The organism is Saccharopolyspora hordei, assembly GCF_013410345.1.
Lineage (GTDB): Bacteria > Actinomycetota > Actinomycetes > Mycobacteriales > Pseudonocardiaceae > Saccharopolyspora > Saccharopolyspora hordei.
Window position 1 is genome coordinate 2623416 of record NZ_JACCFJ010000001.1, and the last position, 19233, is coordinate 2642648.

The 19233-nt window shown below is 72.0% G+C and carries 20 protein-coding genes; 16 read left to right on the forward strand and 4 right to left on the reverse strand.

Annotated features, from left to right (window positions below; translation table 11 throughout):
- Nucleotides 1-68 precede the first annotated feature (68 nt).
- The 3 genes from HNR68_RS12305 (at nucleotide 69) to HNR68_RS12315 (ending at nucleotide 2297) form a co-directional block, all read left to right on the forward strand.
- Nucleotides 69-332: a phosphoribosyl-ATP diphosphatase gene (locus HNR68_RS12305; RefSeq protein ID WP_179720567.1), complete on the forward strand. Its 264-nt coding sequence runs from the start codon at nucleotides 69-71 to the stop codon at nucleotides 330-332.
- 131 nt (nucleotides 333-463) lie between these two features.
- Complete coding sequence (gene hisG / locus HNR68_RS12310; protein ID WP_179720569.1) at nucleotides 464-1312, forward strand: ATP phosphoribosyltransferase; 849 nt, start codon at nucleotides 464-466, stop codon at nucleotides 1310-1312.
- 139 nt (nucleotides 1313-1451) lie between these two features.
- Entirely contained in the window at nucleotides 1452-2297 is an 846-nt protein-coding gene (locus tag HNR68_RS12315; RefSeq protein WP_179720571.1) for a VOC family protein, read from the forward strand.
- Between the two features lie 210 nt (nucleotides 2298-2507).
- Here HNR68_RS12315 and HNR68_RS12320 read toward each other — a convergent pair whose 3' ends face one another.
- A complete protein-coding gene (locus tag HNR68_RS12320) occupies nucleotides 2508-3398 on the reverse strand; it encodes a RecB family exonuclease (RefSeq protein ID WP_179720573.1) in 891 nt (296 codons plus the stop codon).
- 88 nt (nucleotides 3399-3486) lie between these two features.
- On the opposite strand from HNR68_RS12320, the gene HNR68_RS12325 reads away from it, so the two are divergent.
- Both HNR68_RS12325 and HNR68_RS12330 read left to right on the forward strand, forming a co-directional pair.
- Nucleotides 3487-4626, forward strand: coding sequence for a site-2 protease family protein (locus tag HNR68_RS12325; protein WP_179720575.1), 1140 nt, complete (start codon nucleotides 3487-3489; stop codon nucleotides 4624-4626).
- A 135-nt stretch (nucleotides 4627-4761) separates the two neighbouring features.
- A complete protein-coding gene (locus HNR68_RS12330) occupies nucleotides 4762-5595 on the forward strand; it encodes a tRNA (adenine-N1)-methyltransferase (RefSeq protein ID WP_179720577.1) in 834 nt (277 codons plus the stop codon).
- A 65-nt stretch (nucleotides 5596-5660) separates the two neighbouring features.
- On the opposite strand, the gene HNR68_RS12335 is transcribed toward HNR68_RS12330, so the two are convergent.
- Nucleotides 5661-6314 (reverse strand): Rv0361 family membrane protein, encoded by a 654-nt coding sequence (locus HNR68_RS12335; protein WP_179720579.1) that lies wholly within the window; start codon nucleotides 6312-6314, stop codon nucleotides 5661-5663.
- Nucleotides 6315-6842: 528 nt separating this feature from the next.
- Here HNR68_RS12335 and arc point away from each other — a divergent pair.
- Nucleotides 6843-8633 (forward strand): proteasome ATPase, encoded by a 1791-nt coding sequence (arc, locus tag HNR68_RS12340; protein ID WP_179720581.1) that lies wholly within the window; start codon nucleotides 6843-6845, stop codon nucleotides 8631-8633.
- 81 nt (nucleotides 8634-8714) lie between these two features.
- A complete protein-coding gene (locus HNR68_RS12345) occupies nucleotides 8715-9665 on the forward strand; it encodes an aldo/keto reductase (RefSeq protein WP_343050093.1) in 951 nt (316 codons plus the stop codon).
- Nucleotides 9666-9799: 134 nt separating this feature from the next.
- On the opposite strand, the gene HNR68_RS12350 is transcribed toward HNR68_RS12345, so the two are convergent.
- Nucleotides 9800-10309: an NUDIX hydrolase gene (locus HNR68_RS12350; protein WP_179720583.1), complete on the reverse strand. Its 510-nt coding sequence runs from the start codon at nucleotides 10307-10309 to the stop codon at nucleotides 9800-9802.
- A 128-nt stretch (nucleotides 10310-10437) separates the two neighbouring features.
- Between HNR68_RS12350 and dop the strand changes: the two genes are divergently transcribed.
- From dop to pafA, 5 genes are all read left to right on the forward strand, one after another.
- Nucleotides 10438-11940, forward strand: coding sequence for a depupylase/deamidase Dop (dop, locus tag HNR68_RS12355; RefSeq protein WP_179720585.1), 1503 nt, complete (start codon nucleotides 10438-10440; stop codon nucleotides 11938-11940).
- A 171-nt stretch (nucleotides 11941-12111) separates the two neighbouring features.
- Complete coding sequence (locus HNR68_RS12360; RefSeq protein WP_179720587.1) at nucleotides 12112-12303, forward strand: ubiquitin-like protein Pup; 192 nt, start codon at nucleotides 12112-12114, stop codon at nucleotides 12301-12303.
- Between the two features lie 113 nt (nucleotides 12304-12416).
- Nucleotides 12417-13262, forward strand: coding sequence for a proteasome subunit beta (gene prcB, locus HNR68_RS12365; RefSeq protein WP_179720589.1), 846 nt, complete (start codon nucleotides 12417-12419; stop codon nucleotides 13260-13262).
- 52 nt (nucleotides 13263-13314) lie between these two features.
- The gene (gene prcA, locus HNR68_RS12370) at nucleotides 13315-14079 is read left to right on the forward strand and encodes a proteasome subunit alpha (RefSeq protein WP_179720591.1); all 765 of its coding nucleotides are present in this window, start codon (nucleotides 13315-13317) and stop codon (nucleotides 14077-14079) included.
- A 311-nt stretch (nucleotides 14080-14390) separates the two neighbouring features.
- Nucleotides 14391-15749: a Pup--protein ligase gene (pafA, locus tag HNR68_RS12375; RefSeq protein ID WP_179720593.1), complete on the forward strand. Its 1359-nt coding sequence runs from the start codon at nucleotides 14391-14393 to the stop codon at nucleotides 15747-15749.
- Between the two features lie 45 nt (nucleotides 15750-15794).
- Here pafA and HNR68_RS12380 read toward each other — a convergent pair whose 3' ends face one another.
- Nucleotides 15795-16490, reverse strand: a complete 696-nt coding sequence (locus tag HNR68_RS12380; protein WP_179720595.1) for an SDR family oxidoreductase — start codon at nucleotides 16488-16490, stop codon at nucleotides 15795-15797.
- Between the two features lie 170 nt (nucleotides 16491-16660).
- Here HNR68_RS12380 and HNR68_RS12385 point away from each other — a divergent pair, with 170 nt between their 5' ends.
- The 4 genes from HNR68_RS12385 to tatA all read left to right on the forward strand — a co-directional run bounded on the left by HNR68_RS12385 (nucleotide 16661) and on the right by tatA (nucleotide 19215).
- A complete protein-coding gene (locus tag HNR68_RS12385; protein WP_179720597.1) occupies nucleotides 16661-17644 on the forward strand; it encodes a WYL domain-containing protein in 984 nt (327 codons plus the stop codon).
- A 25-nt stretch (nucleotides 17645-17669) separates the two neighbouring features.
- Nucleotides 17670-18641 (forward strand): WYL domain-containing protein, encoded by a 972-nt coding sequence (locus tag HNR68_RS12390; RefSeq protein WP_179720599.1) that lies wholly within the window; start codon nucleotides 17670-17672, stop codon nucleotides 18639-18641.
- Between the two features lie 18 nt (nucleotides 18642-18659).
- Nucleotides 18660-18860, forward strand: a complete 201-nt coding sequence (locus tag HNR68_RS12395; protein WP_179720601.1) for a bacteriophage holin — start codon at nucleotides 18660-18662, stop codon at nucleotides 18858-18860.
- A 79-nt stretch (nucleotides 18861-18939) separates the two neighbouring features.
- On the forward strand, nucleotides 18940-19215 hold the full coding sequence (tatA, locus tag HNR68_RS12400; protein ID WP_179720603.1) for a Sec-independent protein translocase subunit TatA: 276 nt from the start codon (nucleotides 18940-18942) through the stop codon (nucleotides 19213-19215).
- Nucleotides 19216-19233 lie beyond the last annotated feature (18 nt).

A 19233-nucleotide genomic window follows, 5' to 3' on the forward strand; every position in this document is an offset into this window, starting at 1 on the left:
GTGATCGAGTCCGCAACCAGCAGGTCCGCTGTCGAGGCCGCTGACCCGAGATGCAAGGATCGTGCACTGTGAAGACCTTCGACGAGTTGTTCGCCGAACTGCAGGAACGCGCCCGCACCCGACCGGAGGGCTCGTCGACGGTGGCCGCGCTCGACGCCGGGGTCCATGCCCAGGGCAAGAAGGTGCTCGAAGAGGCCGGCGAGGTGTGGCTGGCCGCCGAGCACGAGTCCGACGAGCAGCTCGCCGAGGAGATCTCGCAGCTGCTGTACCGGCTCCAGGTCATCATGCTGGGGCGCGGGCTGACCCTGCAGGACGTGTACCGCTACCTCTGATCGTGCCGGGTGTGATGATGTGCTCGAGCGGGCGTCCCGCGCCCGCCGGTCCTCGGACAGGCGGCTGAGGGCCCGCCCCCGGAACTCCCGACCAAGTCGACCACCGTTCAACAGACGAGGAGAACGCTGCCATGCTGCGTGTGGCTGTGCCCAACAAGGGCACGCTGGCCGGACCCGCATCCGAGATGCTCGCGGAAGCCGGGTACCGGCAGCGCCATGAGCAGCGGGACCTGACCGTCCTCGACGCCGTCAACGACGTCGAGTTCTTCTTCCTGCGGCCGAAGGACATCGCCATCTACGTCGGGTCCGGCGAGCTGGACCTGGGGCTGACCGGCCGCGACCTGGCCCTGGACTCCGGCGCGCCCGTCGAGGAGGTGCTGGCGCTGGGCTTCGGCGGGTCGACCTTCCGCTACGCCGCCCCGGCCGGCCCGCGCGAGTGGACCCTGGCGGACCTGGAGGGCAAGCGGATCGCCACCTCCTACCCGAAGCTGGTCGCCGATGACCTGGCCCGGCACGGGGTGAGGGCCGAGGTGATCCGGCTCGACGGCGCGGTGGAGATCTCCATCCAGCTCGGCGTCGCCGACGCCATCGCCGACGTGGTCGGCTCCGGGCGCACCCTGCGCCAGCACGGGCTGACCGCCTTCGGCGAGCCGATCTGCAAGTCCGAGGCGGTCGTGATCGAGCGCCGCGGCTCGGACCAGCAGCAGGCCAAGGACCAGCTGATCGCGCGGCTGCAGGGCGTGGTGTTCGCCCAGCAGTACGTGATGCTGGACTACAACTGCCCCCGCGAGCTGCTCGACGAGGCCACCACGATGACGCCCGGCCTGGGCTCGCCGACCATGGCGCCGCTGGCCGACGACCGCTGGGTGGCGGTGCGCGCCATGGTGTCCCGCAAGGACGCCCCGGCGATCATGGACCGGCTCGCGGCCGTCGGGGCCAAGGCGATCCTGTCCTCCGACATCCGCGCCTGCCGCCTCTGAGCAGGTCCGTCGTCACGCGGCGCGGGTGCGGACACCGGTCCGCGCCCGCGCCGCTGTGTCGGGCCGTGATCGGTCCGTCCGCCGTGCGGGACAATGAGCTCTTCGAACGATCTTGGACGGACGCTGTGGGGGTGAGCTGATGGCTGTCGTGGTACCGGGGAAGACCCCACCGCGGTGGGAGCTCTACGAGGGGATGCCCTGCTGGATCGAACTGATCACCACGGACCTGGAGCGGGCCCGTGAGTTCTACGCGGGCGTGTTCGACTGGGAGTACCGGACGCACTCCGACCCGGTGGCCGGCGAGCACGTGATCGCGCTGCGGGAGGGCTTCCCGGTGGCCAGCCTGCGCGCCGCCTCCGGCGACCAGTCCACCTGGCGGCTGTACCTGGCCAGCGCGGACTGCGCGGCCACCGCGGAGCAGGCGCAGCAGCTGGGCGCGACGCTGACCGTGCCGCCGAACCGGGTCCCGGGGCTGGGCACCAAGACCGCGCTGGTCGGGCCGTCGGACGCCGAGTTCGGCCTGCTGCAGCCCGAGGAGTCCTGGCAGTTCGACGTCGGGCTGCCGGGCACCCTGATGTGGGCCGAGCTGGTCACCATCAAGGCGCAGACCGCGGACACCTTCTTCCAGTCGCTGTTCGGCTACACCGCGGAGCAGTTCGGCACCGACAACCGCTCGGACTACTCGGTCTGGTACCTCGGTGAGGAGTCGGTGCTGGCGCGGGTGAGCATGATCCGCGAGTTCATCACCGCCAGCACGCGCCCGCACTGGCTGATCTACCTCGGGGTGGACCCGGACGTCGGCACCGACGAGCTGGTCCGCACCGCGGTCGCGCTGGGCGGGCGGGTCCGGGTGGACCCCTACGACTCCAGCTCCGGGCGGGTCGCCGTGCTGCGGGACCCGACCGGCGCCCGCTTCGCGGTGATCGACCCCACCCAGGCCGGCGAGTACGGCACCGCGGCCAACTACGACCCCTACGAGGACTGACCCCGGCGCGGGCCTCGACCCTCGCGGCCCCACCGCTCGTGGCGACGCGACTCCGGTGGAGACCAGACGTCCGATCTCCGGGGGGGATCGCGTCCGGTGACCGCAGCGGCTGGGCTCCCGGCACTGGGCGGCGCGGGTCGCCTTCCCGCGGTGGACAGGAGCGGGGGCACCTCTCGCCGACCCGGTCGGCGCGAGGTCCCCCCCACCTCGTCAGTCGGTGCGGTCGAGAACCGTCTCCACGCCCGGGTCCGGCTCGGGCCAGCCCGGGTAGGGCGGTGGGGTGCCGCCGAAGGCCGGGCACAGCGGCTTGTGGTCGCAGTAGTCGCACAGCCGGCTCGGGTTCGGGCGGAAGTCGCCCGTCTTGCCCGCGCGCAGGATCGCCTGCCAGATCGCCTCGAGGGTCCGTTCGAAGCGCCGCAGCTCGGTCTCGTCCGGCGTGTAGGCCAGGCGCTGCTTGTTGGCCAGGTACATCAGCAGCAGCTGGCGCGGGACCTCGCCGCGGGTGCGCCACAGCACCAGCGCGTAGAACTTCATCTGGAACAGCGCCTTGGCCTCGCCGATCTCCCGCGGCGCGGCCCCGGTCTTGTAGTCGACCAGCCGGACCTCGCCGGTCGGCGCGACGTCGACCCGGTCGATGAAGCCGCGCAGCAGCACCCCGGAGTCCAGCTCGGTCTCCACCCGCAGCTCGCAGGCCTCCGGCTGCAGCCGCTGCGGGTCCTCCAGCTCGAAGTAGGCGTCCAGCAGTGCGCTCGCCGACGCCAGCCAGCGCTCCAGCTCGGGGTCGTCGGGCCCGTCGAACAGCTCGGCCAGCTCCGGCTGCTGCTCCCGCAGCTCCGCCCACGCCGGGGCGAGCAGGGCGCGCGCCCGCTCCGGGTCGCGCTGCTCGGCGGGCAGCGCGAACAGCCGTTCCAGCACCGAGTGGACCACGGTGCCGCGCACCTGCGCCCGGGTGGGCGTCTCCGGCAGCCGGTCCACCGCGCGGAAGCGGTACAGCAGTGGGCACTGCTTGAAGTCGCTGGCGCGGGACGGCGACAGGGCCGGACGTCGGGTCTCGCGGTCCTGGAGCGCTGCGTCTGCTGCTGGTGCCACCGGTTCCGCCATGGGCAGGAACCCTAGACGAGCCCTCCGACACGCGATCGGCCCCATGCGGATCACAACCGCCTCACAACCGGGGGACTACCCTGCGCGCATGCCACCGACCGCGTCCCCGCCTGCTCGGCCGAAGTTCAACGACGGTGGACTGCTGCTGTGCCGGGTGGCCGGCGTGCCCGTGCTGCTCTCGCCGTCCTGGTGGCTGGGGGCGGCGCTGATCGTGCTGCTCTACACCCCGCTGGTCGGCCGGATCCTGCCCGGAGCCGGGGTCTGGGAGTGCGCGGTGCTCGCCGCGGTGTTCACCGTCTTCCTCGGCGTCTCGGTGCTGCTGCACGAGCTGGGGCACTGCCTGGTCGCGCTGCGGCTCGGCCTGCCGGTGCGCCGGGTGCGGTTGTTCCTGCTCGGGGGCTTGACCGAGATCTCCCGCACCCCGCCGACACCGGTCCAGGAGGGGCTCATCGCGGCCGCCGGGCCCGCGGTGTCGCTGGCGCTCGCGGCGGCCGCCGGGGTCGGCTGGTTCGCGATGGTGCCGGGCGGGGCGGTCTGGCTGCTGGTGGTGCAGACCTGCGTGGCGAACCTCGCGGTCGCGGTGTTCAACCTGCTGCCCGGCCTGCCGCTCGACGGCGGCCGGATGCTGCGGGCGCTGACCTGGCGGATCACCGGCCGGCGCGGCAGCGGCACCACGGCCGGGGTGGTCGGCGCGGGCGCGGTGGCCGCGGCGCTCATCGCCTGGGCGCTGCTGGGGCTGGTGCAGGACACCCAGGACCAGTGGCTGCGGCTGGGCGTGTGCGTGCTCATGGCCTGGTTCGTGGTGGCGGGCGCCAACGCGGAGCGGCGCGCCGACCGGGGCCGCAGCTGGCCGCCCGGGCTGACGCTGCGCGAGCTCGTGCGCCCGGTCCTGCAGCTGCCTGCGGAGAGCCCGGTGGGCGACGCCCTGGTGGCCGCGGCCGGGCGCGGGGTCGTGCTGGTGCGCGCCGACGGCATCGCGGTGGGCCTGCTGGACCAGACCGCGGCCGAGCGGCTGGCCACCCACGCGCCGCACGAGCCCGCCGAGCGGGCCGCCGAGCCGGTCGACCCGGACACGATCCTGCTGGACAGCGAACCGCACGAGGCGATCCTGGAGCGGGTGCAGAACGTGCTGGCCTGGCAGTTCCTGGTGATCGACGAGGAGGGCCGCCCCAGCGGTGTGCTGCGCCGCGAGGACCTCCGCGCCGCCCTGCGCGCCCGCCGCAGCTGACGCGTGACCTCGACCACGGCGCGGACGGCCCCGCCGCGACGGCGCTGAGCAGCACCGGATGCCGCTCCGAGGCCGGCGCGGGGCCTCTGCCACGATGGTGGGTCGAGATCGTGGCGTCGAGAAGGTGGGCAGCAGTTGAGCAGCACCGTCAGCGGTGAGTTCCGACCCGGAGACCGGGTGCAGTTGACCGACCCCAAGGGGCGGAAGTACACGGTCGTGCTGGAGCCGGGAGGGGAGTACCACACGCACCGCGGCGCGCTCGCGCACGATGACCTGATCGGCAAGCCCGAGGGGTCGGTGGTGACCTCGGCCGGCGGCACGTCGTTCCTGGCCCTGCGCCCGCTGCTGGCCGACTACGTGCTGTCGATGCCGCGCGGTGCCCAGGTCATCTACCCCAAGGACGCCGCCCAGATCCTCATGTGGGGCGACATCCGGCCGGGCGCGCGGGTGCTGGAGGCCGGGGCGGGCTCCGGCGCGCTGAGCTGCTCGCTGCTGCGCGCGGTGGGCCCCGAGGGCAGCGTCACCTCCTACGAGGTCCGCGAGGACCACGCCGAGCACGCCGAGCGCAACGTCAAGCGCTTCTTCGGCGAGAAGCCGGACAACTGGTCGCTGCACCTGGGCGACGTCCAGGACTACGACGGCGAGCCGGTCGACCGCGTGGTGCTGGACATGCTCTCGCCCTGGGAGGTGCTGGACACGGTCCGCGACAAGCTGGTGCCGGGCGGCGTGCTGGTGGTCTACGTGGCCACCACGACACAGCTCTCCCGCATCACGGAAGCCATCCGCGAGCAGCAGAACTGGACCGAGCCCCAGGCCTGGGAGACCCTGGTGCGCCCGTGGCACGTGGTGGGCATGGCGGTCCGCCCGGAGCACCGCATGGTGGCGCACACGGCCTTCCTGCTGACCGCCCGCCGCCTCGCCGACGGGGTGACCCCGCCGCGGGTCCAGCGCCGCCCCAGCAGGGGCTGAGACGCGGACCGGCCCGCCCCGTGCGCGTCGGGGCGGGCCGGTCGGACGTCAGCGCGCTGACCCGGTCACTGGTCGAGCTGGCAGATCTTCCACTCGCCGTCCTCGACCACCAGGGTCATGGTCTGGTCCACCGGGTGGGTCTTGCCCTCGGCCTGGTAGGTGCCGGTCAGCTTGGCCGTGGCCGTCTCACCGCGCTCGTTGACCTGGCCGAGCTCGACGTCGAACTGCCACTGCTCGAGCTGGTCCAGCGCCTGGTTCAGCTCGGCCTTGTTCGCCTCGCACAGCAGACCGCGGACGCTCTGGAAGTCGTGCGCGTTGACCTCGGTGACCAGCTGCTCGGCCACCGGCTTGGCGTCGCCGGGGCCGCTGGCCAGCCAGAAGTACACGCCGACACCAGCACCTGCGAGGACGACCAGCGCCCCGACCAGGCCGAGGATGAGCGGCAGCTTCGACTTCTTCTGCTGCGGTGGTTCGACGTCGCCGAACCCGTTGGGCTCCTGGAGCCAGGAACCGGGGCCGAACTCGCTGCCCCACTGCGGGGGCATGGGCGCCTGCTGCGGCTGCTCCGGTCCCTGCTGGGCCCAGCCGGTGTGCTGGTTCCCGTAGAAGGCGGGCTGCTGCTGCGGGGTTTCCGATGGTCCCGGTGGCGGGAATCCGTTGCCCGTGGGTTGCTGCTGGCCCCACCCGCCCGGTCCAGGTTGCTGCGGCGGATAGGTCATGAACTCCTCCCCGGAGGTGTGCGGCTTGCTCCTCGCCGTCTGCGCGGCGGCCGTAAGTAGATCAGAGCCGACGGCGCGACGTGCACGGAGTGCTCGTTTCGGCACTCAATCGTCACGAGGGGCCCAGCCGCCGCGAGGCGGGCCGGCGGGTGGTCGTTCCAGATGGTGGGAGGAGTCCCGCGCTGCGTGGGTGGGCGGCGGGAACAAAGCCACCCGGTTGCCGGAGTCGTTAACCCGGATGCCGGTCCGCGGGCGCGATCCGTGTGGCCGAGCGGGGAACCGGCCCTGTTCAGCGGCTTCGTGCACCGCGCCGCGCGATGCGCGACGTACCGATCGGACCATGATCGTCGACGCACCGTGTCCGCGCTCACCCGCGGCCGCGAGATCCGCTCCCCGCAACCTCGCTCACGTCGTGGGTATTCCCGGATTTTTGTGGCACGCTGGGCGATCCGGCGGGCATTCACGACGCCGCCGTCGTCGGTGATCGCCGGTACCGTGGTGGTACGAGCACGGGAGGAGGGTGCCGACATGCAGCACGACCGTCCCGGCAGCCGGCCAGAGGAGGGCGGCGAGCAGCACAGCCGTGGCAACGCAGAGCTCCGCAACCAGATCCGTCTCCTGGAGGACGAGGTCGCTCTGCTGCGCCGCAGGCTGAACGAGACGCCCCAACAGGCACGGTTGCTGGAAAAGCGGCTGGCCGAGGCATCCGAGAGAGTGAGTCAGCTCACCGAACGGAACGCCAAGCTCACCGAGACCCTGAAGGAAGCGCGGAGCCAACTGACGGCCCTGCGCGAAGAAGTCGACCGCCTCGCCCAGCCGCCGAGCGGCTACGGGGTGTTCCTGCACCGCTTCGAGGACGGCACGGTCGACGTGTTCACGTCCGGCCGCAAGATGCGGGTGGCGGTGTCGCCCAACGTCGACACGGAGGAACTGAGACTGGGCCAGTCAGTGCGCCTCAACGAGGCCCTGACCGTGGTGGAGGCTGGTTCGTTCGAGCAAACCGGTGAGGTCTGCACCTTCCGGGAGCTCCTCGCCGGCGAGCCGGGGGAGACGCCCCGGGCGCTGGTGCTGGGCCACACCGACGAGGAGCGCGTGGTGTGGGTCACCGAACCGCTGGCCTCCTCCGGGCTCAAGGCGGGCGACTCGGTGCTGGTGGACAGCAAGGCCGGGTACGCCTACGGCGTGGTGCCCAAGGCCGAGGTCGAGGACCTGGTGCTGGAAGAGGTGCCCGACGTCGGTTACGAGGACATCGGTGGCCTCTCGGGGCAGATCGAGCAGATCCGCGACGCCGTGGAGCTGCCGTTCCTGCACTCCGACCTGTACGTCCAGTACAAGCTCCGGCCCCCGAAGGGCGTCCTGCTGTACGGTCCGCCGGGCTGCGGCAAGACGTTGATCGCCAAGGCCGTGGCCAACTCGCTGGCCAAGAAGGTCGCCGCCGCCCGCGGGGACGACGACGGCCAGGCCAAGTCCTACTTCCTCAACATCAAGGGCCCCGAACTGCTGAACAAGTTCGTGGGTGAGACTGAGCGGCACATCCGGCTGATCTTCCAGCGGGCGCGGGAGAAGGCCTCCGAGGGCACGCCGGTGATCGTGTTCTTCGACGAGATGGACTCGATCTTCCGGACCCGCGGCAGCGGGGTGTCCTCCGACGTGGAGACCACCATCGTCCCGCAGCTGCTCAGCGAGATCGACGGTGTCGAGGGGTTGGAGAACGTCATCGTCATCGGCGCCTCCAACCGCGAGGACATGATCGACCCGGCGATCCTGCGGCCGGGCCGGCTGGACGTCAAGATCAAGATCGAGCGTCCGGACGCCGAGTCCGCCAAGGACATCTTCTCCAAGTACCTGACCGGGGACCTGCCGATCCACGAGGAGGACCTCAAGGAGTTCGGCGGGGACAAGGCCGCGTGCGTGGAGGCGATGATCCAGACCACGGTCGAACGGATGTACGCCGAGACCGAGGAGAACCGGTTCCTGGAGGTCACCTACGCCAACGGGGACAAGGAGGTCCTGTACTTCAAGGACTTCAACTCGGGCGCGATGATCCAGAACATCGTGGACCGGGCCAAGAAGGCGGCGATCAAGGCGGTGCTGGACACCGGTCAGCCGGGCCTGCGGGTGCAGCACCTGCAGGACGCCATCATCGACGAGTTCGCCGAGAACGAGGACCTGCCCAACACCACCAACCCGGACGACTGGGCCCGCATCTCCGGCAAGAAGGGCGAGCGGATCGTCTACATCCGCACCCTGGTCAGCGGGAAGAACCAGGAGTCCGGTCGAGCGATCGACACGGCCACCAACACCGGTCAGTACCTGTGACGGCCTGACTCGGGGCCGCCGTCCCACGGGGGTGGCGGCCCCGAGCTGTGCCGGCAGCGCGCAGCGGTTACGTTTCCAGGCGTGATCCCCGCGCAGACACCGGTGCAGCGGCTCGGGCTCGGCCTGGCCGCGCTCGGCCGCCCCGCCTACATCAACCTCGGTCGGTCCGACGTGCTGCCCGCCCAGCGCAGCGCCCAGGCCATGCGGGAGCGCACGCGCGCGGTGCTCGACGCCGCGCACGCCCGCGGCATCCGCTGGGTGGACACCGCGCGCTCCTACGGCAGCGCGGAGCAGTTCCTCGCCGAGTGGCTGCGCGAACGCGGCCACGACGACGTGGTGGTGTCCAGCAAGTGGGGCTACGCCTACGTCGCGCAGTGGCGGATCGAGACCGAGGTGCACGAGGTCAAGGAGCACTCGCTGGAGCGGCTGCGCGCCCAGTGGGCCGAGACCCGCACGCTGCTGGGCGACCGGATCGACCTCTACCAGGTGCACTCGCTGACCGCGAGCAGCCCGCTGTTCGAGGACATGGCGCTGCAGCACGAGCTCGCCCGCATCCGCGACGCCGGGGTGCAGCTGGGCTTCTCCACCAGCGGCGCGGCGCAGGCCGAGACCATCGAACGCGCCTGGGAGATCGAGGTGGGCGGGCGGCAGCTGTTCTCCGCCGTGCAGTCCACCTGGAACTCGATGGAGCCGTCCGCGGGGGCGGTGCTCAACGAGGTGCACACCGGCGGCTGGCGGGTGCTGGTCAAGGAGACCCTGGCCAACGGGCGCCTCGCGGTGGACCCGCCGCGCGAGCTGGTGGAGGTCGCCGACCGGCACGGGGTGTCGGCCGACGCGGTGGCCATCGCGCACGTGCTGCGCCAGCCGTGGGCGGACGTGGTGCTGCTCGGCCCCGCCAGCGTGGAGCAGCTGGACTCGAACCTGGCGGCCTGCCGGGTGGAGCTCACCGACCGCGACGTGCACGCCCTGGAGACCCTCGCCCGCGACGCCGCCACCTACTGGGGCGAACGCGCCGCCCTCCCCTGGCACTGAAGGACCCCGCGGCTCAGCGGCTCACCTCGCTCGACGGCGCCGGCAGCGGAACCCGGCACCGGCTGCGCTGGGACCACGATTCACCGCGAATCCAGTGAAGAGCGGACGTCGGAACCGCGGACCACCGCGGGAGGTCACCGGCGGGCGAGCCATTCGAGGGTGAACTGGCGGCCGTCGGGGACGAACGGCCAGTCCGGGTCCTCGAGGCGTTCACGGAGCTCCGCCACGGGCATCCACCAGCCCTCCGCGACCTCCTCGGGCTGGTGCACGATCGGGCCGTCCCACCGGACCTCGTGGAGGAACGCGTGGTAGTGCACGGTGCCCTGGTCGAAGGTGGAGCGGAACAGGAAGCGCACCGGCGCGCCGCGCACGCCCAGCTCCTCGGCCAGCTCGCGCTCCGCGGTGGTCGCCGGGTCCTCGCCCGCCGCGACGACGCCGCCCGCCGTGCAGTCGTGCATCCCCGGGAAGACGTCCTTGGTGTCGGTGCGGCGGTGCACGTAGATCTCGCTGCCGTCGGGGGAGAGGACCAGCACCGCCGCCGCCGCGTGCCACAGGCCCTCGGCGCGCATCCGCGCCCGGGTCGCACGGCCCACGACGCGCCCGGCCGCGTCGTACACGGCCACCAGTTCCTCACCGGCCATCATGCCCCGATCGTCGCAGTCGCCCAGGCAGCCACTCCCAGCGCGTCCGTCCCGGGTCCATTTCCCACGATCCGACATCCTGTGGCCTCCAGCACTCCGCACCGCCGCGCAGAACCCGTACGCTGCGAGGTATGCGGCGGATCATGGGAACCGAGGTGGAGTACGGCATCGTGGTGCCGGGCGACTCCAGCGCCAACCCTGTGCTGACCTCCACGCACATCGTCCTCGCCTACGCGGCGGCGGCCGACATCCCGCGGGCCAGGCGCGCGCGCTGGGACTACGAGGTCGAGTCGCCGCTGCGCGACGCCCGCGGCTTCGACCTCAGCGCCGCGTCGCAGCAGACCAACGGCTCCGACGGTGACGACCTCGGTGCGGCCAACGTCATCCTGACCAACGGCGCGCGGCTCTACGTCGACCACGCGCACCCGGAGTACTCCGCCCCGGAGGTGACCAACCCGCGGGACGCGGTCATCTGGGACAAGGCGGGCGAACGGGTCATGGAGGAAGCGGCGATCCGGGCGGCCAGCGTGCCCGGGACCGCGCCCATCCAGCTCTACAAGAACAACATCGACGGCAAGGGCGCCAGCTACGGCACCCACGAGAACTACCTGATGGCGCGCAGCACGCCGTTCACCGCCGTCATCAGCGGCCTGACGCCGTTCTTCGCCTCCCGCCAGGTGATGTGCGGCTCGGGCCGGGTCGGCCTGGGGCAGGCGGGGGAGAAGGCCGGGTTCCAGCTCTCCCAGCGCGCGGACTACATCGAGGTCGAGGTCGGCCTGGAGACCACCCTCAAGCGCGGCATCATCAACACCCGCGACGAACCGCACGCCGACGCCGACAAGTACCGCAGGCTGCACGTGATCATCGGGGACGCCAACCTGGCGGAGACCTCCACGTACCTCAAGCTCGGCGCCACGGCGCTGGTGCTGGACATGATCGAGGCCGGTCTGCGCTTCGACGACGTCAAGCTGGCCGACCCGGTGCAGGCGGTGCACCTGATCAGCCACGACCCGACGCTGAAGCAGACCGTGGAGCTCGCCGACGGGCGCAAGTTCACCGGTCTGGACCTGCAGCGCGTCTACCACGAGCGCGCGGCCCGGTTCCTCGACGAGCACGGCGGCGGCGAGCGGGCCGCCCGGGACGTGCTGGAGACGTGGGGCGAGGTGCTGGACCTGCTCGGCTCCGACCCGATGAGCTGCGCCGACCGGCTGGACTGGCCGGCCAAGCTGCGGCTGCTGGAGAGCTACCGCTCCCGGGACAACCTGGGCTGGGCCTCGCCGCGGCTGCACATGATCGACCTGCAGTACTCCGACGTGCGCATGGACAAGGGACTGTACAACCGGCTGGTCGCGCGCGGCTCGATGAAGCGCCTGGTCAGCGAGGACGAGGTCCGCGACGCGATGATCACGCCGCCGGAGGACACCCGCGCCTACTTCCGGGGCCGCTGCCTGGAGCGCTACCCGGCGGAGGTCGCCGCGGCGTCCTGGGACTCGGTCATCTTCGACCTGGGCCGGGAGTCGTTGGTGCGCATCCCGACGCTGGAACCGCTGCGCGGCACCAAGGCGCACGTCGGCGCACTCCTGGAGGCGGCGTCCAGCGCCGAGGAGCTGGTCGATTCGCTGACCAAGGGCTGAGACCCCGGCCGCCGACCCGCCGGGCGACCACGCCACGTGCACGTCAGGGCGGTGCGAAGATCGCAAAGCCCCCCGGCTGGCCGTGGGCCAACGGGTGCTCGGGTGGGTAGTGTTCACAGCAGGGCGTCCCCAGCGCCGGGGAAGTCCGGAGGTCGACCACCGGGAGGCAAGATGTCCCAAGACAAGGTTCAGCGCCACGGCGGCGGCGACGGCGAGGAAGAGCAGGGGCCGGAGGCCGCCGGCCAGGAGCGCCGCGAGAAGCTCGGCGAGGACGTGGACGCCATCCTGGATGAGATCGACGACGTCCTGGAGGAGAACGCCGAGGATTTCGTCCGGGCCTACGTCCAGAAGGGCGGGCAGTAGCCGGACCGGGTTCCGGGCCGCCTCGCGCGGCCCGGCACCGTCCGCTGCGCACCGGATCTTGACTAGAGTGCGTAACCAGTCGCAGGCCCTTCGAACGGGAGACGATGTCGCTGATGGAACCGAGCTCGACCCAGTTCCCGGGTCAGGCACTGCCGGCCGCCTACCTCACCCCGGGGTCGTCGTCGTTCACCGACTTCCTCCGGTCCACGGCGCCGGAGCTGCTGCCCAGCGGCCGGAAGCTGGCTGAGGGCGCGGTGGAGGCACCGCACGGCACCACCATCGTCGCGGTGACCTTCCGCGGTGGGGTGCTGCTGGCTGGTGACCGCCGAGCCACCATGGGCAACCTGATCGCCCAGCGGGACATGGAGAAGCTCTTCGTCACCGACGCGTACTCGGCGGTGGGCATCGCCGGGACCGCGGGTGTGGCGCAGGAGCTGGTCAAGCTGTACGCGGTCGAGCTGGAGCACTACGAGAAGCTCGAAGGCATCTCGCTGTCGCTGGACGGCAAGGCGAACCGGCTGGCCAACATGCTGCGCGGCAACCTGCAGGCCGCCATGCAGGGCCTGGCCGTGGTGCCGCTGTTCGCCGGCTACGACACCGAGGCCGACGACCCGGACCGCGCCGGGCGGATCGTCTCCTACGACGTGGTCGGCGGCCGCTACGACGAGGTCACCGGCTACCACGCGGTCGGGTCGGGTTCGCTGTTCGCGAAGTCCGCGCTGAAGAAGCGCTTCGACCCGGACGCCGACCTGGACACCGCGGTGCGCACCGCGGTCGAGGCGCTCTACGACGCCGCCGACGACGACTCGGCCACCGGTGGGCCGGACCTGTCGCGGCGGATCTTCCCGTCGGTCATCACCATCACCGCCGCAGACGGTGCCGTGCGGCTGCCCGAGGAGCGGGCGTCCGAGGTCGCCACCGAGGTCGTCAACGGCCGGTTGGAGAACCCCGGCGGCTGACACCCACCCCGATCCGACTCGCGAGCAGATTCGAACCAGGAGTGCTACAGCCGTGACGATGCCGTTCTACACCTCCCCCGAGCAGCTGATGCGGGAGCGTTCCGAGCTGGCCCGCAAGGGCATCGCTCGGGGGCGCAGCGTGGTGGTGCTCAAGTACGCCGGCGGGATCCTGTTCGTCGCCGAGAACCCGTCGCCGACGCTGCACAAGGTGTCCGAGATCTACGACCGCATCGGGTTCGCGGCCGTGGGCCGCTACAGCGAGTTCGAGGCGCTGCGGGTGGCCGGGGTGCGCATCGCGGACGTGCGCGGGTACTCCTACGACCGGCGCGACGTGACCGGGCGGTCGCTGGCCAACACCTACGCCCAGCACCTGGGCGCCATCTTCACCGAGCAGATCAAGCCGTTCGAGGTCGAGATCTGCGTGGCCGAGGTCGGTTTCACCGCGGAGACCGACCAGCTGTACCGGCTGACCTACGACGGGTCCATCGTGGACGAACCCCAGTTCGTGGTGATGGGCGGTCAGGCCGACGCGATCACCAGCAAGCTCAAGGACTCCTTCAGCGACGGGCTGGAGCTGACCGACGCGGCGAAGGTGGCGATCGAGGCGCTGTCGTCCGGTGGGGACGGCAACCGGGAGCTCGGTGAGAACCAGCTGGAGGTCGCGGTCCTCGACCGCGCCCGCCCGAACCGCACCTTCCGCCGCGTCCGGGGCGCGGCGCTGCGCGCGCTGCTGCCGGAGCGGGAGTCGGGCGAGGACGACTCCCAGGGCGAGGACGAGGGCGGGAAGGGGAAGGACGAGGGGTCCTCGAACTCCTAGCCCGGGACTCCGCGCGGGGCGCTGGTCGACGACCGGCGCCCCGTCACTGTGCGTAGCGCCTGCCCGAACGGCCGCCGCCGGACGTCCGCGGTCGCACCTTCCTCAGTTGTCACAAGATGCTGTGGTCCGAGATCGCGCCGAGCACTCCCGGTGGTGCGCGGGCGGGAGCAGGTGGCGCGCCAAGAGCGCTGGTCAGCGGCCCGGCCGGCGCGGCCGATGACGCGGTGCGACCGTTCCCGCCCCTCGGGACGCCCCACCGGTGCCCGAACGGCGGGACGCCGTGAGGCGCTTTTTGCGCCTAGTGTGGAGTCATGCAGCGGCGGATCTTCGGCATCGAAACCGAGTTCGGGGTCACCTGCACGTTCCACGGGCAGCGGCGACTGTCCCCGGACGAGGTGGCCAGATACCTGTTCCGACGGGTCGTGTCGTGGGGGCGGTCGTCCAACGTCTTCCTCCGCAACGGGGCCAGGCTCTACCTGGACGTGGGCTCCCACCCGGAGTACGCCACGGCCGAGTGCGACGACCTCGTCCAGCTCGTCACGCACGACAAGGCGGGCGAGCGGATCCTCGAGGACCTGCTCATCGACGCCGAGCGGCGGCTCGCCGACGAGGGCATCGGCGGCGACATCTTCCTGTTCAAGAACAACACCGACTCGGCGGGCAACTCCTACGGCTGCCACGAGAACTACCTGGTCGGCCGGTCCGGGGAGTTCTCGCGCATCGCCGACGTGCTGCTGCCGTTCCTGGTGACCCGCCAGCTCATCTGCGGTGCCGGGAAGGTGCTGCAGACCCCGCGCGGCGCGGTGTACTGCCTGTCGCAGCGCGCCGAGCACATCTGGGAGGGCGTCTCCAGCGCGACGACCCGCTCGCGGCCCATCATCAACACCCGCGACGAGCCGCACGCCGACGCCGAGCGCTACCGCCGGCTGCACGTCATCGTCGGGGACTCCAACATGTCCGAGGTGACCACGCTGCTCAAGGTGGGCGCGGCCAACCTCGTGCTGGAGATGGTCGAGCAGGGCGTCCAGTTCCGGGACTTCAGCCTGGACAACCCGATCCGCGCCATCCGCGAGATCAGCCACGACCTGACCGGGCGCCGCACGGTCCGGCTGGCCGGTGGCCGGGAGGCCTCCGCGCTGGACATCCAGCGGGAGTACTACGGCCGGGCGGTGGACCACGTGGCGCGGCGCGGCTCGGACCCGATGACCGACCGCATCCTGGACCTGTGGGGCCGCGCGCTGGACGCCATCGAGCACCAGGACTTCTCGCTCATCGACCGGGAGATCGACTGGGCGATCAAGCACCGGCTGCTGGAGCGCTACCGCAACAAGCACGGCCTGGAGCTGTCCAGCCCGCGGATCGCCCAGCTGGACCTGGCCTACCACGACATCCGCCGCGGTCGCGGGCTGTTCGACATGCTGCAGCGCAAGGACCTGGTGGACCGGGCGACCGAGGACGGCGAGATCGAGGCGGCCAAGGACACCCCGCCGCAGAGCACGCGGGCCAAGCTGCGCGGTGACTTCATCGCCGCCGCGCAGGCGGCGGGCCGCGACTTCACGGTGGACTGGGTGCACCTGAAGCTCAACGACCAGGCGCAGCGCACGGTGCTGTGCAAGGACCCGTTCCGCGCCGTGGACGACCGCGTGGAGCGCCTCATCAGCTCGCTGTGACCCGCAGCGCCTCCCGCCGGTGCGCCCGGCGGGAGGCGCCGGGGCTCACTTCTCCTGGCCGGTGGGGCGGATGATGATCTCGTTGACGTCGACCGACGGGGGCTGCTCGAGCGCGTAGAGGGCCGCGTTCGCGATGTCCTCGGCGCGCAGCTTGGGCACGTCCGGCACGTCCGCGGTCATGTCGGTCTCCACCATGCCCGGCTGGATGAGGGTGACCCGGACCCCGGTGCCGACGCACTCCGCGCGGATGTTCTGCGCCATCCCGGTGACCGCCCACTTGGTGGCCGAGTAGAGGTTGCCGGGGCGGACGTTGCGGCCCGCGTTGGAGCCGGTCAGCAGCAGGTGCCCCTGGGTGCGGGTGAGCGCGGGCAGGGTCACCCGGGCGGTGATCGCCGCGCCGTAGACGTTGGTGAGCACCATGTCCCGCCACTGCTCGGGGTCGGCGCCGCCGTCGCCCAGGAACGAGGTCGGCACGCTCACCCCGGCGTTGGCGAACACCGCGTCGAGGCGCCCGAAGCGTTCCTCGGCGCGCTGGACCACCTCGGTGAGGTTCGCCAGGTCGGTGACGTCGCAGGGCAGGGCGAGGGCGGTGTCCGCGCCGAGTTCGTCGACCAGGGCGGACAGGGCGTCGGTGGAGCGGGCGGTCAGGACCAGGCGGTAACCGGCTCGGGCGGCGGCCCGCGCGGTCGCGGCACCGATGCCGCGGGACGCCCCGGTGATCATCAAGACGCGATCGGACATGGTCACAGCGTAGGCGCCGGAACGATCTCCGCGATCCCGGCGGTGCGGGCGCGTGCACGCTGCGTGACGTCCCCGGTGTGGGATCACCCCATAGAGCACACCTGGCTCACGAGCGACGACACGCCCCACCCCGAACACATGATCGAACACGGAGGGGCTAGAGTCGTCCGGTGGCCACTGCGCGTGCTGAACGCTTGGTGAACCTGGTGCTGTGTCTGCTCTCGACCCGCCAGTACCTCACCGCTGAGCGGATTCGGGCGATCGTGCCGGGCTATTCCGACGCGCCCACCGACGAGGCCTTCTTCCGGACCTTCGAACGGGACAAGGCCGAGCTGCGGGACCTGGGGATCCCGTTGGAGACCGGCCGCAACTCCGCCTTCGACGCCACCGACGGCTACCGCATCGCCCGCCGCGACTACGAGCTCGGCGACGTCGACCTGGAACCGGACGAGGCGGCCGCCGTGGGGCTGGCGGTCCGGCTGTGGGACGCCCCCGAGCTCACCGCGGCGGCCCGCGGGGCGCTGCTGAAGCTGCGCGCGGCCGGGGTGGACGTCGACGAGCACGCCTGGTCGGCGGTGGAGCCGAAGGTGCGCACCACCGAACCGGCGTTCGCGCCGCTGCTGGCGGCGGTGCAGAGCGGCCGGGTGGTGCAGTTCGACTACCGGCGCCCGAGCAGCCCCGACGTGCGGCGGCGCACCGTCGAGCCGTGGGGTGTGGTGGCCTGGCGCGGCCGCTGGTACGTCGTCGGGCACGACCGCGACCGGGAGGCGCCGCGGTGCTTCCGGCTGTCCCGCGTCCAGGGCGAGGTCCAGGCCGTCGGCCGGGCCGGGCAGGTCCAGCGCCCGCCGGACATCGACCTGCTGAGCTTCGTCGCCGGTGCGCAGCGCGAGACGCCGCCCAGCACGCTCGCCCGCGTGTGGGTCGCCGACGGGCGGGCGCAGGGCGCGCGGCGCCGGGGGAAGGTCGTCGACCGGATGCGGCTCGGGGACGACTGGGGCGACGTGCTCGAGCTCGACCTGCACTACCCGGAGTCGGCGGCCGGCTGGCTCGCCGGCTACGGCGCCGACGTGGTGGTGCTGGAGCCGGACACCCTGCGCAAGACGGTCCACGAGATCCACCTCGACGTGGTGGAGCAGGCGGGGGAGGCGTCATGACCGGCCGGGTCGATGGGGGGACGTGGTGACGAGCGCGACCGAGCGGCTGCCGCGCCTGCTGGCGCTGGTGCCGTACCTGCTGAGCCGGCCGGGCATCCCGGTGGCCGACGCCGCGGCGGACTTCGGCGTCACCGAGCAGCAGCTGCGCAAGGACCTGGAGCTGCTGTGGATGTGCGGGCTGCCCGGCTACGGGCCCGGTGACCTGATCGACCTCTCCTTCGAGAGCGACACGATCACCGTCACCTACGACGCCGGGATGCGGCGGCCGCTGCGGCTGACCGCCTCGGAGGCCACCGCGCTGCTGGTGGCGCTGCGGGCGCTGGCGGACACACCGGGCATCACCGACACCGACGCGGTCCAGCGCGCCCTGGCGAAGGTGGAGAACGCGGTCGGGCAGGCCCGTCCGGCCGGGGTGGTCGTCGGCCTGGAGGGCCGCGAGGGCGCGGTGCGGCCCGGCGTGCGCGCGGCGGTGCAGGAGGCCACCACGCAGCGCCGGGCGCTGTGGATGCGCTACTACACGGCCTCCCGCGACGAGATCAGCGAGCGGACCGTGGACCCGATGCGGCTGCTGCTCATCGACGGGCGCAGCTACCTGGAGGCGTGGTGCCGCAGCGCGCACGGGGTGCGGATGTTCCGGCTGGACCGCATCGACGAGGTCGCGGTGCTGGACGAGCCGGCCCGGCCGCCCTCGGAGGCCGAACCCACCGACGTGTCGGAGGGGCTGTTCCGCCCCGCGCCCGACCAGTCGGTGGCCGAGGTGGAGCTGGAGCCCGACGCCCGGTGGATCGCCGAGTACTACCAGGTCGACGAGCTCGTCGAGCTGCCGCGCGGGCGCGTGCGGGTGCGGATGCGCTACTCCGACCGGAGCTGGATGAGCCGCCTGCTGCTCGGGTTGGGCGGGCAGGCGCGCGTGCTCAGCCCCGCGGACCTCGCGCAGGACGTGCGCCAGCGTGCGGAGGCGGCGTTGGCCCGGGCGCGTCACCTCCCGTCCACCTGAGCCCGCTACGGTGGCCGGGTGCCGTACGTGTGGAGTCTCGTCCTTCTCGGAGCGGGCCTGGTCCTGCTCGTGGTGCTGCTGGTCCGCCTCCTCCGCGAGGTCAAGCGGTTCCAGTCCGTGCAGCGTCAGGTGGCTCACGACCTGGCGGACCGCAGCGGCCTGGTGAAGGCGCGCGCCGCCGGGCTCGGCGTGGCGCTCGCCGAACGCCGCCGCGGGTGACGCTCAACGGCCCTGTTTGTCCTGCCCTGCCGCGCGTACCATTGGCGCCCAGCAGGGACATCACGAAAGGTTGGTTCGGATGGGTTTGCCAGGTGGCTGGGAGCTGATCCTCATCGTCTTGGTCTTGGTGCTGCTCTTCGGCGCCACCAAGCTCCCGCAGATGGCCCGTTCGCTCGGCCAGTCCGCGCGCGTGTTCAAGGCCGAGGCCCGCGGCCTGAAGGCTGACGAGGAGGCCGCGCGGAAGGCCCAGGAGGAGAAGCAGAAGCCGGAGCTGTCCGCTGGCGAGCCCAGCGCGCCCCCGGCCACGTCGCCGTCCCCGGCGGGGGAGAAGCAGAGCAACGACGCCAAGAACTGACTGAGGACGGAACGAGAC

Bases quoted from the DNA above. Each gene is read 5' to 3' on its own strand.
- prcB (WP_179720589.1), top strand. From the start codon at position 12,417: ATGGAACCGAGCTCGACCCAGTTCCCGGGTCAGGCACTGCCGGCCGCC.
- dop (WP_179720585.1), top strand. From the start codon at position 10,438: ATGCGGCGGATCATGGGAACCGAGGTGGAGTACGGCATCGTGGTGCCG.
- arc (WP_179720581.1), top strand. From the start codon at position 6,843: ATGCAGCACGACCGTCCCGGCAGCCGGCCAGAGGAGGGCGGCGAGCAG.
- tatA (WP_179720603.1), top strand. From the start codon at position 18,940: ATGGGTTTGCCAGGTGGCTGGGAGCTGATCCTCATCGTCTTGGTCTTG.
- pafA (WP_179720593.1), top strand. From the start codon at position 14,391: ATGCAGCGGCGGATCTTCGGCATCGAAACCGAGTTCGGGGTCACCTGC.
- HNR68_RS12335 (WP_179720579.1), bottom strand. From the start codon at position 6,314: ATGACCTATCCGCCGCAGCAACCTGGACCGGGCGGGTGGGGCCAGCAG.
- HNR68_RS12315 (WP_179720571.1), top strand. From the start codon at position 1,452: ATGGCTGTCGTGGTACCGGGGAAGACCCCACCGCGGTGGGAGCTCTAC.
- HNR68_RS12320 (WP_179720573.1), bottom strand. From the start codon at position 3,398: ATGGCGGAACCGGTGGCACCAGCAGCAGACGCAGCGCTCCAGGACCGC.
- HNR68_RS12325 (WP_179720575.1), top strand. From the start codon at position 3,487: ATGCCACCGACCGCGTCCCCGCCTGCTCGGCCGAAGTTCAACGACGGT.
- HNR68_RS12360 (WP_179720587.1), top strand. From the start codon at position 12,112: ATGTCCCAAGACAAGGTTCAGCGCCACGGCGGCGGCGACGGCGAGGAA.
- HNR68_RS12380 (WP_179720595.1), bottom strand. From the start codon at position 16,490: ATGTCCGATCGCGTCTTGATGATCACCGGGGCGTCCCGCGGCATCGGT.
- HNR68_RS12350 (WP_179720583.1), bottom strand. From the start codon at position 10,309: ATGATGGCCGGTGAGGAACTGGTGGCCGTGTACGACGCGGCCGGGCGC.
- hisG (WP_179720569.1), top strand. From the start codon at position 464: ATGCTGCGTGTGGCTGTGCCCAACAAGGGCACGCTGGCCGGACCCGCA.